7 protein-coding genes are annotated in these 14,297 nt (G+C 68.8%); 4 read left to right on the forward strand and 3 right to left on the reverse strand.

The genetic code is table 11. The features are described 5' to 3' along the window. The first annotated feature begins 29 nt into the window (after positions 1-29). Genes ACOJUJ_RS22460 through ACOJUJ_RS22470 form a run of 3 tightly spaced genes read left to right on the forward strand, consistent with a single transcriptional unit; the run spans position 30 to position 4,821 of the window. Positions 30-1,811 carry a hypothetical protein gene (locus ACOJUJ_RS22460; RefSeq protein ID WP_420129154.1) on the forward strand — a complete coding sequence of 594 codons (1,782 nt, stop codon included), beginning with the start codon at positions 30-32 and terminating at the stop codon, positions 1,809-1,811. Continuing rightward, positions 1,808-4,009 carry a hypothetical protein gene (locus ACOJUJ_RS22465; RefSeq protein ID WP_420129155.1) on the forward strand — a complete coding sequence of 734 codons (2,202 nt, stop codon included), beginning with the start codon at positions 1,808-1,810 and terminating at the stop codon, positions 4,007-4,009. The genes ACOJUJ_RS22460 and ACOJUJ_RS22465 overlap by 4 nt, the downstream gene beginning before the upstream one ends. Further along, positions 4,006-4,821: a hypothetical protein gene (locus ACOJUJ_RS22470; RefSeq protein ID WP_420129156.1), complete on the forward strand. Its 816-nt coding sequence runs from the start codon at positions 4,006-4,008 to the stop codon at positions 4,819-4,821. Before ACOJUJ_RS22465 ends, ACOJUJ_RS22470 begins: the two co-directional genes overlap by 4 nt. Before the next feature lie 195 nt (positions 4,822-5,016). Here ACOJUJ_RS22470 and ACOJUJ_RS22475 read toward each other — a convergent pair whose 3' ends face one another. From ACOJUJ_RS22475 to ACOJUJ_RS22485, 3 genes are all read right to left on the reverse strand, one after another. Beyond that, the gene (locus tag ACOJUJ_RS22475) at positions 5,017-5,301 is read right to left on the reverse strand and encodes a hypothetical protein (protein ID WP_420129157.1); all 285 of its coding nucleotides are present in this window, start codon (positions 5,299-5,301) and stop codon (positions 5,017-5,019) included. 991 nt (positions 5,302-6,292) lie between these two features. Beyond that, positions 6,293-8,683 carry a non-ribosomal peptide synthetase gene (locus tag ACOJUJ_RS22480; RefSeq protein ID WP_420129158.1) on the reverse strand — a complete coding sequence of 797 codons (2,391 nt, stop codon included), beginning with the start codon at positions 8,681-8,683 and terminating at the stop codon, positions 6,293-6,295. A gap of 239 nt (positions 8,684-8,922) precedes the next feature. Then, on the reverse strand, positions 8,923-10,113 hold the full coding sequence (locus ACOJUJ_RS22485; protein WP_420129159.1) for a Gfo/Idh/MocA family oxidoreductase: 1,191 nt from the start codon (positions 10,111-10,113) through the stop codon (positions 8,923-8,925). A gap of 657 nt (positions 10,114-10,770) precedes the next feature. Here ACOJUJ_RS22485 and ACOJUJ_RS22490 point away from each other — a divergent pair. Then, positions 10,771-14,121, forward strand: a complete 3,351-nt coding sequence (locus tag ACOJUJ_RS22490) for an amino acid adenylation domain-containing protein (protein ID WP_420129160.1) — start codon at positions 10,771-10,773, stop codon at positions 14,119-14,121. The last annotated feature ends 176 nt before the right edge of the window (positions 14,122-14,297 follow it).

Below are 14,297 nucleotides of genomic sequence, written 5' to 3' on the forward strand. Positions count from 1 at the left end.
GTACGATGTTCAGACGACTCCTGGATCCGATGGCTCTCTTCCGGCAGCTCTGGAGCCGCATTCGCAACGTGCCACTGTTCCGGCGCTTCTCTTACCCCCTGCGCCCCAAGCTGCCGGTGCCGCCGATCCAGCTTCCGGCAGACGACGAGGGGAAGCCGCGGATCCGCGCTCCCCACGAGTACGCGCTCGACTTCGGAACCGGCAACATCGCGCTGGCCGTGGTGGAGCGGACAGGCGCGCCGACCTTTCTGGACCTGACGCCGCCGGGAACGACCCCCGACCCGGACATCGACCCCCGTCTGTGCGACAGCACCGTCTACCGCAGCCGCGCCCTGGATCGTCCGTGGCTCACCGAGAACTACGCCGTCGGCTTCGACATTCAGAAGCAGCAGGGCTCGACGTACCGCAGCTTCCCGTCGATAAAACGGCTGATCGAGGCGGAAGCCCGCCATCCGAAGTCGGAGGCGTGGCAGGCGGCCGTCGTCCGCGACGTCGCCGCGGTGACCGCGCGGCTCTTCCGGGAGGCACGCCTGCCGGGGCCCGGACCGGAGCGGCCGCGCCCGGTGGAGAACGGCGACGCGGCGAACGTCCGCGTCTACGTGACCGTTCCCAACGCGTTCCCCCAAGACGCGGTGACGGTGGTGGTCACCGGCGTGAGGTTCGGGGTCGCCGCGGCGCTCGAGTTGAACGGCTTCCCCGACGTGAAGGTGCTCTCCGAGGCGGAAGCGGTCGCCTGGAGCCGGTGGGAGATGCTCAAGGGCGAGGAGGACGCGCGGGTGCTGATCGTGGACGCGGGGGCCGGCACCACCGACTTCTCCATCGTGCGGCGGGTCAAGGAGGAGCCGGCCAGCCCCATCCAGATGATCGTGAGCGCGGGGCTCCCGGTGGGCGGCATCGACCTGGACCTCTTCCTCGCGGCGCGCGACGCGCCGGACCCCGGCCCTCCGGGCGCGGCCCCGCCCGGGGGGCAGGGTCCACGGACCGACGTCCTGCCCCGCGCGCGCGCGCACAAGCAGAGGCACCTGTCGGAAGGCTCCGCCCCAGGAGCGGCGCCCGACGACAGCTATGCGGCCGGGTTCGCGGTCACGAAGGAGGAGACCGACGCACTGCTCGAGCGCTACCTTTCCTTCGCCATCGACGCTCTGGTCGACGCGCTCCCCGCCGCGGAGCGTGGGAAGCTGCGGCGCGTCTTCGTCAGCGGCGGAGCCAGCCTGACGCGAGGGTTCGTGGAGCGACTGCGCAGCAGCGTGGCGCACGCGGTGGGACGGAACGTCCCAGTGGATCCGGTGGGCAGAACCGCAGTCGATCGCAAGCTCGCCGTGCTGCGGGGAGTCGCGGCGTACGCGCAGCACACATTCGCGCGCGACCCGACGATCACCCGCGCGGGCTCCACCATCTTTGTGGCCCCCAGGGGCATCTCCAGTGACGGGCCGTACCCCCTGATCCTTCCCGGAGACCCCCTGAAGGAGGGCCGCGCGCTGGTGGCCTGGCGAGTTCCGCTTTCCACGGAGCTCCGTTGCGCGCTTGACTTCACCGACCATTTCATCCCCGAAGAGACGCTGCGCCGCATTGGGGAGCGAGTGCTGCCCACCGATCAGCATCGGGACGGGCTGGAGCCCTGGGCCACGGTCTACCTGGGCGGGGTGGAGGATGTACCCACCGAGCACTTCGGGCAGCTGGTGTTCGACTTCGCCACCCGCCGCGCGCAATGCAGGATCGACGGGGAGGCCAACTCACTGCGGCCCCCCGCCCGGATGACGCCGCTCGTCCATCCCGTAAGCCTGGAGCGTGAAGCTTGGTACAGCCTATGAGCGTGCCCACGCGCCGCGTCCGGCCCTGCCGCACGGCTGTCCGTGCCGCTGCGTGGGCCACGGCCCTGCTCCTGTTGCAGGCGGTGTCCCTCGCGGCGCAGGCACCGGACAGCATCGTGGAGGTGTTGATTCCCGCGGCGCAGGCGCCGGCGCTGCGAGCGGGGGCCGCATTCGACCTTTGCGCGTTTGAGATGGCGAAGGAGCACTGCCTCACCGACATGCGGCACCGCACCTTTCACCTGCCGGCGGCCGGCACCGACACGGCCGCCGCCATCCGGAGGGAGGGTGCGTCTCCCGCTCGTGATTCGACGCGCACGGCCAGAGCGGACACGACCGCCCCGGACACGGTGCGACGGCTCTGCCGGGAGCGCCTCACCGTTGCGTCGTGCAGGTTGGGCTCGCTCTGGCGCCGAACGAACGGTGGGTGGGTCTTCACCGGCACGCGTGATCTGGACACGGACGGAACTGTAGTGAGTGTCGTGGACGATATCGTGCTCACCCCGGTTTGGCTTGTCGGCCGCGATCACCTTCCCGCCTCGGTCGATCCGCTCAGCGACCTGCCGCCGCTGAACCTTGCCGCGGGCGCGCCGCCAGTCGTCATCCGCCTCAGGCTGGTCCCCGTGAAAGAGGGTGGGTGGTTCGCGGGAGCGGAGAAAATCGGTCTGGGGGTGGCCGTCGTCCTGGTCCTGGGGATGCTGGCAGCCACCTGGTGGCGCCGGCAAGGATGGTGGCCGCTTTCGCCGCCGGACGGCGGCCCGCCGCGCGGACCGACGAAAGTGCCTTGGGAGGGGCGGTACCTCCAGGTGCTCGACGCGCACCAGAAGATGGTCGAAGCGGTCGGCAGGCAGGCGGAGGCCGAGCGGGAGGCTGCGAAGCCCATTGAAGCGCTGCTGTCGTCCGCCGAGACCATCACCGAGGAACTCCGGGCCGCCGTCGACACGGTTCAGGAGCATACCGGCGAGCTGCAGGAACTGATCGAGCAGGCGGGAACTGCGACGCAGACGGCCGCCAACACCCTCGATGCTCTTTTCACGGAGCGCGAGCCGGGCTGGCTCGACACACTCATGAAAGCAGTCGTTGCCAAGGCGGGCAACGACATTGAGACAAAGGCCAAGACCGAGTTCGACCAGGTCCGCAGCGAGTTCGAGGAGTGGACGCGGACGCTGCGGATCACCGACCTGCGCAGATACCAGGAGTACGCCGGGCTGGCGGTGGAGCACCTGCGCTTCGTCGCGGAGAACCCGAAGCTCGTCGAGGAGCTGCAGGAGATGGAGCGGGCGCTGGGGCCGACGGGCGTCTCCCGCTTCCTTCACTCCGAAGAGCGCCGGAACCAGACCGCCGAGCGAGACCGCGAGGAGGCAGCGGCGGCGCTGCGTGCCTTTGTCGAGCGTCTGCGGGGGGAAGGCAAGCACGAAGACGCGCGCCGACTCCTCGCCGCCGGCTTGGAGCTCGCGAACGAGTGCAGTGGGTTGCTCGCGAGCCGTGACGCCACCGCCCACTTTCGCGAGGACAAGCCCCACTCCGCACAGAACGAATGGAGCAGGTCCGTCACCGCGCTGGAGATGTACGCCCACGTCAGCGGCGCCGACATCGAGCACCTACTCCTCTGGCTCGACGACCCCCGGACGGAGGTGGACCCCGGAGTCTACCAGCGCCTCAATCGGCTCGGGTGGTTCCCGGGCGCGCGCGCGACCCCGGAAGGCCACGTCCCGCGCAGTGCGTGGGATGCGGTGCGGACCTACTTCAAGCAAGGCGGACGAGTCGGGCGGCTGGACGAGGTCGTGCTGGCGGTGCAGTACATCACCGAGGCATTTCCGGCCGAGCAGCTCGACGCCTCCGCGGCCCGGGAGTACAGCGGCCTGCTCGAGCGGCAGGGTTGGAGCGCCGACCGCTTGCACCAGCGGGTCGAGGCGGTCGCCCGGGAGTGGGGGCTGGCCTACCACCGGGTTCGCTACCACGTGGACATGTGGAATCGGCCGCCCCTGTCCGGTGTGATCGGACACAACGTCGTGTTGATCCAGCTTTCCGAGCGCGTAGGGAAAAAGGTCCAGGTGGAGAGCCGGCATACCGTCGTGAGGCTGGAACGGGCATTCTTCACCTTTGCTCTGGCCACAGGAGGAGGCCACTTCGACGGGGTAGCATGCGTTTCGAACGAGGAGGACCCTCTTGTGACCTTCAAAGCCGGCGAAAGAACATGACCTTCGTGTACCGGGAGGGATACCTGGCAGAACTGGAGCGCGCCCTGCGAGCCGACCACGACGCCGGGGCCGAGGTCGACTTCGTGATACGCCGGATCTCCCGCCCCCGGATTGGTCGCCGCGACGCCCGGACGAGCCCGCGCGACATCCGCACCGTAAATCCGTTCGTGACCTTCGCGATCGGCCGGTCCGGCGCGTTCGATACGGTCGCCAAGGTACTCCTGGATCCCAGGCCGGACGAACGTTGGGTACGGATCCTGAATGAAGAGAGCAAACGGTTTCAGGATCTCATGAAGTACCCGGAAGAGCCGGCGACCTCCTTCGTCCGCTTGAGCCTTCCCTTCGACACGGCAATGCGGGTGGAGGTGCGGCAAACCCCGCCGCTGAGCGCGTCCAAGCTGTTCGAGGCGGCGGGCGGCGGGATCGATTCCATCGATGCGCGCGCCGTCGCACTCACCTATCTCCACCGGCCGTACCTCCCCTGGCCCACGCTCCGCGAGTACGGGATCCCTCGCGGCGCCATCAAGCAGGCGTGGGAACGATTTGCGGCGGCAACCCCGGTCCCCCGCGACGCGGACTCGCTCGGTTACTTCCTGGACACCGCACTGATCGGTCGGGTGTCTCCGCCACACGGGGGGCAGATGGAGCTTCCCAAGGGCGCCATGCTGGTGCGGGAAGCCGGCGACCAGCTGGAAGAAGTCGATCCATTGGCATCGTCTCCGGGAACACCCTCACTCTTCCTCATCTTTCTCCCGTCGACGTGGCGCTTGGATTATGAGTTGGAATCTGTGCCCCACAGGGATCCCGCATAAGGCTAGGGCTGGTATTAGCGGCCAGACCGGATCTGTCCACTCCTCGGGCGCCGGATTCGGCTGGACGCGCTCGATCTCCCTTCACAGCGAGCGCAGGATCGGGAGGACCGTGAGCGCGCCAGTTTGGTGCAACAGTATGAGATCACCTTGGTGTCCAGTCCGTCAACTCGCAGATTCGCCCCTTAGCTAGTTTACTCAGGTCACTTTTGCTTTCCTAGTTTTTTGACAGACGCGGGCGGTCACGGAGGACCCCGAGCCGGTCGAAGGAAGACCGCTCGTGCGGTAAGGAGCCGGCGCGGCCCACGCGGAATCCACACGCGCCGGGTGCTCCCGCATCCAGCGGATGAGCCAGCGGTGAAATACCGGCATCACCGAATCTGCCGGCGTTCCGTCACGGCTCACCCGCAGCACGTACTCGTTCATCTTCGCCCCGACTTCGGGGTCGGAAATCAGGTTGCGCTGGTACAGCAACTCGTTCACGAGGGCCGCAACGACGGCGGGCGGTTCTGATCGATCGCCCGCCCCACAGCAGGACACGAGCAGTCCCAGGACCGCTACGAGCAATAGAACCCGCGTTGCTGCGGTTTTCGACCTGCCAGAGCAGCGTGAACTCGGCACCGGGTGTCTGGACGCTTTCCGCGGGGCCGTTCACCACCGGCGTAAGGAGAATGAGGCGCGCGCTGACCTGGAATTCGCCGCTCGTCCGCGCTCGCGTCACGATCGGTCCACGGCAATCCGAGCCAGCAGTTGCAACTCCGTACGCGCCCGTACCGGACGGGGCAGCCGATACCGCCGCGGCGGCGCGGCCGCGAAAGAAGGATCCGGCGTCATCAGCCGCTGCGATCGGGTGGTGTGCTTCCCCGGCAGTGTGTCCATATTCGTCGGTCTGAAGTCGACGGCGATTGGGTTTCCGTACTAGCCCACTTTGCCGACCGGTTGGAGCCAGTTCAGTACTAGCCGACTTTATGGAAGGACATGTGCGGAAACCCGCGGTGTTGTTGAATTGCTACTAGCCAACTTTATTTGTTGACCACACTCGCCGTCGTCTTCTCTCCTCGGCCTCAGTAAAAACGCAGCGGAACCGGCTATCGTCGGTTCCGCTGCCTGTTTATGCGCGCCCAGATTCCAGGTCCGTACTGCGATATCGACTTCCCGGAAAACACCTGTCATTCTGAGGGAAGCGCCCGCTGTGGAGCCGCGGCGTCGCGCCGGACTGTGCAGCGCGACCGAAGAATCTCCATTCCCTCGCGGGGAACCCCCGCCGGGCAACACCCGGGAACTGAGCGCAACGGAAAGATCCTGCCGCCCAGCGTAGAGATTCTTCAGTCGGCGCCAGGCTTTTCAGCCGAAGGAAGAGCGTCGCGCGGCGCCTCCTTCAGAATGACAGTAAAGTCGGATTCCGTGTAAATCGATCCCTAATCCTGGTTAGTTTTGCGCCGCAACCACGGGTGCCCACATCAACATGAGCCGGTCACGCTCGCGCGGTCGCTCTGCGCGGCGGCTCGGGCAGGGCGCGGCGGTCCAGCTTGCCGTTGGCGGTCAGTGGAAGCCGGTCCAGCCGCACGTAGGTGGCCGGGACCATGTACTCCGGCAGCAGCGCCTTGAGGTGCGTCCGCAGCGAGGCCGTGTCGGGCTCGGCCGATCCCTCGGCGGGGACCCAGTAGGCGACGAGGCGGCGGTCGCCCGCGCCCTTCTCGCGCACGATCACGGCGGCCTCCCTGATCGCCGCATGCGAGGCCAGGGCACTCTCTACCTCGCCCAACTCCACGCGAAAGCCGCGCACCTTCACCTGCTGGTCAGCGCGCCCCATGGGCTCCACCACGCCGTCCGGGCGGTAGCGGCCCAGGTCGCCGGTGCGGTACAGGCGGTCGCGCGGATCGTCCGTCCATGGGTTGGCCACGAAGCGCGAGGCGGACAGCGCCTCGTCGCCTAGGTAGCCGGCGGCCAGGTGAGGCGAGCGCAGCCAGATCTCGCCCAGCTCACCGATGCCGGCCCGCTGGTCCGCAGCGTTGCGGACCAGGAGCTGTACCCCGGGAATGCCGCGTCCCAGGGGGATGATCTCCTTCTGCTCGGTGCCGGGATCGACCACGTGGTACGAGACGGCGCGCTGCGTCTCGGTGGACCCGTAGTAGTTGACGACGCGCAGCTTGGGGGCGAGCGCGGTGAGCCGCTGCACGTCGCCGCGGCGCAGGACGTCGCCCACGAAAAAGGCGCGGCGCAGCGAAACCATCCGCTCATCCTCGGCCGTGTCGGCCAGGAGCTGGCCCATCGCGGGGGTCAGGTGCGCCACGGTGACCCCCGCCCTGACGATCCACTGGGCCAGGTAGCCGGGCGTCCCAATCCCGTCCGGCTCCGGCGCGACGACCGAGGCGCCGAGCTGGAGCGGGGTAAAGACGTCGCGGTGCAGCGGGTCGTGCGCCAGGCCGGAGAGGAGGCTGAAGCGGTCGGATGAGGAGAGACCAAACTCCGACGCCAGCCAGGGGGTGAAGTGCGTGAGCGCGGAGTGCCGCCCCATCACCGCCTTGGGCGTCCCCGTGGTTCCCGACGTGAACGACAGGTATGCTAGCGTGTCCGGGCCCACGCGGACGGAGGGCGCATCGCCCGCGGAGCCGAGCCCGTCGACGTCCTCGGCCGATCCAGCGCCGCGCGGGCGGAGGACGACGCGCGTGCGGGTGGTTTCCGCCAGCAGCACCGCCACCTCGTCGGGCAGGTCGCCCGCGGCGGAAAGGTGGAGGTGCGCGGCGGGGCAGGCGATGCGGACGTACTCGGCCAGGCGCGCCGGCGGGTAGGCCGGATCGAGGACGAGGAAGGCCGCGCCGCTCTTCATCGTCCCCATCAGCGCCCGGACCAGCGCGGCGCTGCGGTGGCCGGTGATGGCGACGACATCGCCCACGCCCACGCCGGCATCCGCCAGCGCGCGGGCGATGCGGTCGGTCGCGGCGTCCAGCTCGGCGTACGTCCAGCGCTCGCGCGGGTCCTCGACGGCCAGCGCGTCCGGCGTCTCCATCGCCCGCGCGGCAAAGACCTCGTGCACGGCGCCGCGCCAGGTCTCGTCCAGCGGCTCGGCAGGGTCAGGAAGGACGCCGTGCGCCGCTTCCGTGGCCAGCGACAGCGCGCCCACGCGGGTTTCCGGCGCGGCCGCGGCCTGTCGCAGCACGCCCTGGAGCTGCGCCAGGAGCTCGCGCATCCGCGGCGCGTCGAAGAGGTCGGCGGCGTAGACCAGGCGGACGTCGATCCCTCCGTCCCGCTCACCCACGTTCAGCGCGAGGTCGAACGTGCTGGACACCTCGCCGCTCAGACCGGCCGCCGACGCCTCAAGGCCGTCGCCGGGGACGGCACCGTCCGGAAGGCCGAGGAGGTTGAGCATCACCTGGAACACGGGGGCGTGGGCCAAGCTCTGCTCGGGATGCACCTCCTCCAGCACCCGCTGGAAGGGGAGATCCTGGTGCGCGTACGCGGCCAGCGTGGTCTCGCGCACCCGCCCCAGCAGCTCGCGGAACGTCGGGTTCTGCGCCAGGCTCACCCGCAGCGCCAGGGTGTTCATCCCCGGCACCGGCTCGGCTGCGGCGTGCGTGCGCCCGGCCACCTGCGTGCCGACGACGACGTCGTCCTGGCCGGACCAGCGCGAGAGGACCACGTCCAGCGCGGCGAGGAGCACCATGAACGGCGTGGCGCCCTCGCGCCCGGCCAGCGTTCGCACGCCATCCAGGATCTCCGCGTCGAAGTGCGCGCCGGTCACGGCCACGCGGCGGCTCTGCGCGGCGGGGCGTGGGCGGTCGGCCGGCAACTCGAGCAGCGGCGGGGCGCCGGCGAGCGTCTCGCGCCAGTAGCCTGCCTCGCCGTTCACCGCGTCGTCACCCATTCACCCTCTGGCATCGTGTAGTCGACGTACATTCGGAAAGGGGCGCCCCCGCGCTGCGCGAGAACGCCCACGACGGTGGTAATGTACCGCGCCGGCGTAGAGGCTGCCGATCTGCTCGCGGCGGCCTCAGCCGGTGTGCGAGGCACGCCTGAAGCCGGCGACCCACGCGCCACCGAAGCCACGAGCCGGAGCAAGCGCGGTACCCAACGCACTCACCCAGGATCCGCTGGCAACGTGGCCTACCGGCGGATCCGTGCGAACGTCTTGGCCTTGTCCATCACGTCGATCACCTTGCGGTTGAAGGCGAGATCGCTGAGCTGCGGAGTATCGGTAACGAACCGCGAGTACGTGTCGAACAGGCATCGCGTAAGCATGTCGTCGGGCAGCTTTGCGACCCGCGTCTGCTCGGTCGATCCGTCCGTGTTGCGGCCGGAGTACTCCATGACCACGCTGGTATGGTCATCCCCCGTCACCGGCAGAAACGCTTCGATGTGCTCGCTATTGGGAAAGCGCAGCTTCAGCACCCGCGTGCGCGTCAGCGCGTCGAGGGAGGAGATGAGGACCGCGATGCACTCGTCCAGCTCCAGGACCAGGATGCCGACGCCCATGTTCCGGACCACCTGGCACACATCGGCATCCGTCTCCCGGTAGTGCATGTGCCGCACTTCGGCGCGAAGAACCCGGTATCGCGACGCCTCGGTAAGGTGCAGCGCCGCGGCGATCTGATGGGGCAGCTCGACGTCCATCACGGATTCCGGCCGTGAGCGGCCCGCCAGCGTGGGCGTGATCCGCGGCTTCGACATCTCGAACTCCAGGTAGTGGGGCTGCTGCCCCACCTGCCGGATCTTGTCCCTGCAGCTGGCGACGGAACTGCTGTACAGATAGGGATTGATCACGCCGATGTTGGCACCCGTGCGGTCGGCGATACGCTGCATCTCATCGACGTCGGCGGCGTTGGAGGCGCACGGCTTTTCGACGATGATCCGCCGGAATCCGGCCGCGGTCGCGGCGCGCAGCGTGGATGCGTGATCGTCCGCGGGCGTGCAGATGTGCACGATGGTGTTGTCCGGATCGACGCCCTTGAGCCCCGCGAGCGAGGTCGCGCAGCTTACCCGTCCCGGGTCGTATCCAAAGTCGTATTCCAGACGATGCAGCGCGCGCCTGGTTCCCACTTCCACGGCGTCGACCAGACCGACGACACGCCCGAAGGGTGAAGCCGCGGCGCTGAACAGGCGAATCTTCTCCAGGACGGGGATGTGCAGACCCATCCCTGCTCGTCCCAGGCCAACAACCACTGCGTCCAGGCTTGGGGCAGGCGTGGTCACATCCGAAACTTGGAGGTTGTCCGGCAGCAGCCCGGCCGCGGTCGTTGTGTCAGCCACTTCAGTTGCTCGCTTCGAGGGGGGGACGCCGGGCCTGCCGCGATGCATTCTGGCGACGCCGGGCGAAAATCTGACAGCCGGAGAGATCTTTACCCGCCACTGAGGGTCGGATTTGCCTCGCCGGAAAGCACCCTGATCACAGCGGTACACGAACAGCGGCCTGCCCGCGTCATGCCGCTCAACCAGCGCGTGCCTTTTGCGACAACGCAGGAATGGGCTCTGTTCGGGAGCAGGTGGAGACGAGAACCCGCGGATCACGCTAACTCCATTCGTGTTAATCAAGTATAAACGTGCTGGTTATTTCCTCGCAAGCCGACACAAATTCCCGACGTCAGGGCCAAAACCGAGCGGGCAATTCCATTCGAGCTGCTTCTGGCGACCGCCCGGCGGTGACGAAGGAGACAAACCATTTCCGCTACGTTTTCCGGGGGTAAAATCGTTGACACAACACGGGCGCCGGGCTATCGTTTGTTCCCCCAAGTTCTGGACATCGTGTAGTTTCAGGCTCCTGCGGATCAGCCGGCGTGCGGTCGGGCGCCAGAGGAACCTGGACCGCCTCCCACCGCCTCCGGTCGCCACGGGCGATGGGAGGCGGTCGCCCTGTCAGGCCAACCCGCACCACCTGCTCGCCCTGACCGATGGGCCGGCGAACGAAGCGCTGGATCGCCCGCCGGGCGCGCAACCCCTGAAGAACCAGAGATCGGAATGACCGTCGTCTCCGAGTTTGCCGGCACGCTCTCGCGCAGCGAAAAGCGCGAGCTGCTGCGGAAGATTCTCCTCGAGAAAATCGGGGGGACGCGGACCGCGCCCACCTCGTTTGCGCAGGAGCGGCTGTGGTTCATCGACCGGCTGGAGCCGGGGAGTGCGCTCTACAACATCTCGGTGGCATGGCGCCTGGACGGTGCGCTGGACCCGGCGGCGCTTGAGCGCGCCCTGGGCGAGATCGTCCGGCGCCACGAAGCGCTGCGGACGGTCTTTGTCGAGGTGGGCGGCTCGCCGGTGCAGGTGATTGCGCCGTTCAGCGGGTTCGCGCTGCCGGTGGAGGACGTGTCGGGGTTGGGTGACGCGGACCGCAAGCCGGCGGTCCGGCGGCGCGCCGAGGAGGAAGCCTCACGGCCGTTCGACCTTGCCGTGGGCCCGCTCTTCCGTGCGGCGCTGCTGCGGGTGGGCGCCCGGGAGCACGTGCTTCTGCTGACGATGCATCACATCGTCAGCGACGGGTGGAGCATGGGGGTGCTCTACCGGGAGCTGTCGGCGCTGTACGAGGCGTATGGTGACGGGCATGAGTCGCCGCTGCCGGACGTGGGGGTGCAGTACGCGGACTACGCGGTGTCGCAGCGGGAGCAGCTGACGGGGGAGGTACTGGATCGGCAGCTGGCGTACTGGCGGGAGCAGCTGGCCGGTGCGCCGGAGCTGCTGGAGCTGCCCACGGACCATCCGCGGCCGGCGGCGCAGACGTTCCGGGGGGCGCACGAGCGAATCGAGCTTCCCCTCGATCTGCTGGAGCGGCTGCAGGCGCTGGCACGCGGTGAGGGGGCGACGCTGTACATGGTGCTGCTGGCGGCGTTCCAGGTGCTGCTGAGCAAGTACAGCGGGAGCGACGACATCGTCGTGGGCAGCCCGATCGCGGGGCGGACGAAAAGGGAGATCGAGGAGACGATCGGCTTTTTCGTCAACACCGTAGTGCTGCGGACCGATCTGGCGGGCGATCCCAGCTTTCGCGAGGTGCTGCGGCGGGCGCGGGAGGCGACGCTGGATGCGTACGAGCACCAGGAGGTGCCGTTCGAGAAGCTGGTGGCCGAGCTTGAACCGGAGCGCAGCGTGAGCCACACACCGCTCTTTCAGGTGATGTTCGCGCAGCAGAACGCGGTGGAGCAGGGACTCGCTTTGCCGGGGCTGGAGGTGAGCGAAGCCGGATCGGAGCCCGCGAGCGCCAAGTTCGACCTCTTTCTCACGGCCAGGGCAACCGACCAGGGCCTGCGTGTGGGACTGAACTACAGCACGGACCTCTTTGAGCGCGGCACGGTGGAGCGGATGCTGGGCCACCTGGGGCGGGTGCTGGAGCAGGCCGCGGCGAACGCGGACGTGCCGCTGTCGGAGCTGGAGCTGGTGGGCGAGGCGGAGCGCGCGCTGGTGCTGGAGGCGTGGAACCGGACCGAAACGGAGTATCCGGCGGACCGGTGCATCCACCAGCTCTTCGAGGCGCAGGCGGCGCGCACGCCGGAGGGGGTAGCCGTGCGCTTCGAGGCGGAGTCGCTGACTTACGGCGAGCTGAACGAGGGGGCGAACCGTCTGGCGCACCACCTGATCCGGCGCGGGGTGGGGCCGGAGGTGCGGGTGGGGATCTGCCTGGAGCGCGGCCTGGAGATGATCGTCTCCATCCTGGCCGTGCTCAAGGCGGGTGGCGCGTACGTGCCGATGGATCCCGCGTATCCCGCGGATCGTCTGGCCTTTACCCTTTCCGACGCCGGCGTCCCCATCGTGCTTGCGCAGGAGAAGGTGCGTGCGCTGCTGGCCTTGCCGGACGGCGTGGAGCTGATCAGCCTGGACGCGGCGCGGGCGCAGATCGCGGCGGAGAGCGCGGAGAACCCGCGGGGCGGTGCCACGCCCGATTCGCTGGCGTACGTCATCTACACCTCCGGCTCCACCGGTACGCCCAAGGGCGCGCTGATCGAGCACCGCAACGTCGCGCGGCTGTTCAGCGCCACGGACGCCTGGTTCGGTTTCGGCGCGGACGACGTGTGGACGCTCTTTCACTCGTACGCGTTCGACTTTTCCGTCTGGGAGATCTGGGGCGCGCTGCTGTACGGGGGCCGCCTGGTGGTGGTGCCGGTGTCCGTGAGCCGCGACCCCGAGGCGTTCCACGCACTGGTGCAGCGCGAGGGCGTCACGGTGCTGAACCAGACGCCGTCTGCGTTTCGGCAGTTCATGGCGGTGGACGCGGAGCGCGGGGGGGACCTGGCGTTGCGCAACGTGATCTTCGGCGGCGAGGCGCTGGAGCCCGCCTCCGTGCGCGAGTGGGTGGAGCGGCGCGGTGCCGACACGCCGCGGCTGGTGAACATGTACGGGATCACCGAGACCACCGTCCACGTGACCTACAGGGTGCTGAGCCGGGAGGACGTATTTGGCGGATCGGGGAGCCCGATCGGGCGGGCGATCCCCGACCTGCGGCTGTACGTGCTGGACCCGGCGCGGCGGCCGGTGCCGATCGGTGTTCCGGGGGAGCTGTACGTGGGTGGCGCGGGAGTTGCGCGCGGGTACCTCAACCGTCCGGAACTGACGGCGGCGCGCTTCGTGGACGATCCGTTCGCCCCCGGCCGGCTCTATCGGAGCGGCGACCGGGTGCGGTGGCTGGCGGATGGGACGCTGGAGTACCTGGGCCGGCTGGACGAGCAGGTGAAGATCCGCGGCTTCCGCATCGAGCTGGGTGAGATCGAGGCCGCGCTGCGCCAGTCACCCGGCGTCAGGGACTGCACCGTCGTGGTGCGCGAGGACGCGCCGGGCGACCGGCGGCTGGTGGCGTACGTCGTGGGTGACGCGGAGGCGGAGGCGTTGCGCGCGCACGTGCGGCTGAGCCTGCCGGAGTACATGGTGCCGGCCGCGTTCGGCTTTCTGGAGGCGCTGCCGCTGACCGCGAACGGCAAGCTGGACCGCAAGGCGCTGCCGGCGCCGGAGCTGGCTCTGGCGGAGGGGTACGTGGCGCCGCGCACGCCGGCCGAGGAGGTGCTGGCGCGGATCTGGGCTGAGGTGCTGGACGTGGAGCGCGTGGGGGCGAACGACAACTTCTTTGACCTGGGCGGGCACTCGTTCCTGGTGCCGCAGGTGGTGTCGCGGGTGCGCGAGCTGCTGGACGTGGAGATGCCGCTGTGGGCGCTGTTCGAGCACCGCACGGTGGAGGCGCTGGCCCGCGTCGTGGGGGGAGCAGGGGAGGTGGCCGTGGCCGGACCGGTGCCCGAGCCGGCGCCCGGCCCCGACGCCAGCCCGCACCAGCTGCTCGCGGTCATCGATGGACTGTCGGAAGAAGCGCTGGATCGAATCCTGGCCGCGCAACCCTGACCACCACCTCACGTCGGACTACAGGAAACAGAGGTCAGGGTACAGAGACATCTGAGGTGGTCCGTCAACGGTTTCGTATGTGGCGGACCCCCTTCGTTCAGGCCGGTGCCGGGACGCCGAGCCGCTTCACCAGGGGTGAGCGGCGTGCCCAGAGCGATTGGATGTAGCGCGCCTCG

Origin of the sequence: Longimicrobium sp. (assembly GCF_048594345.1) — a bacterium.
GTDB lineage: Bacteria > Gemmatimonadota > Gemmatimonadetes > Longimicrobiales > Longimicrobiaceae > Longimicrobium.

Excerpts from the sequence above, each read along its gene's own strand:
- ACOJUJ_RS22460 (WP_420129154.1), top strand. The coding sequence starts at position 30 with ATGGCTCTCTTCCGGCAGCTCTGGAGCCGCATTCGCAACGTGCCACTG.
- ACOJUJ_RS22465 (WP_420129155.1), top strand. The coding sequence starts at position 1,808 with ATGAGCGTGCCCACGCGCCGCGTCCGGCCCTGCCGCACGGCTGTCCGT.
- ACOJUJ_RS22470 (WP_420129156.1), top strand. The coding sequence starts at position 4,006 with ATGACCTTCGTGTACCGGGAGGGATACCTGGCAGAACTGGAGCGCGCC.
- ACOJUJ_RS22480 (WP_420129158.1), bottom strand. The coding sequence starts at position 8,683 with ATGGGTGACGACGCGGTGAACGGCGAGGCAGGCTACTGGCGCGAGACG.
- ACOJUJ_RS22485 (WP_420129159.1), bottom strand. The coding sequence starts at position 10,113 with ATGCATCGCGGCAGGCCCGGCGTCCCCCCCTCGAAGCGAGCAACTGAA.
- ACOJUJ_RS22490 (WP_420129160.1), top strand. The coding sequence starts at position 10,771 with ATGACCGTCGTCTCCGAGTTTGCCGGCACGCTCTCGCGCAGCGAAAAG.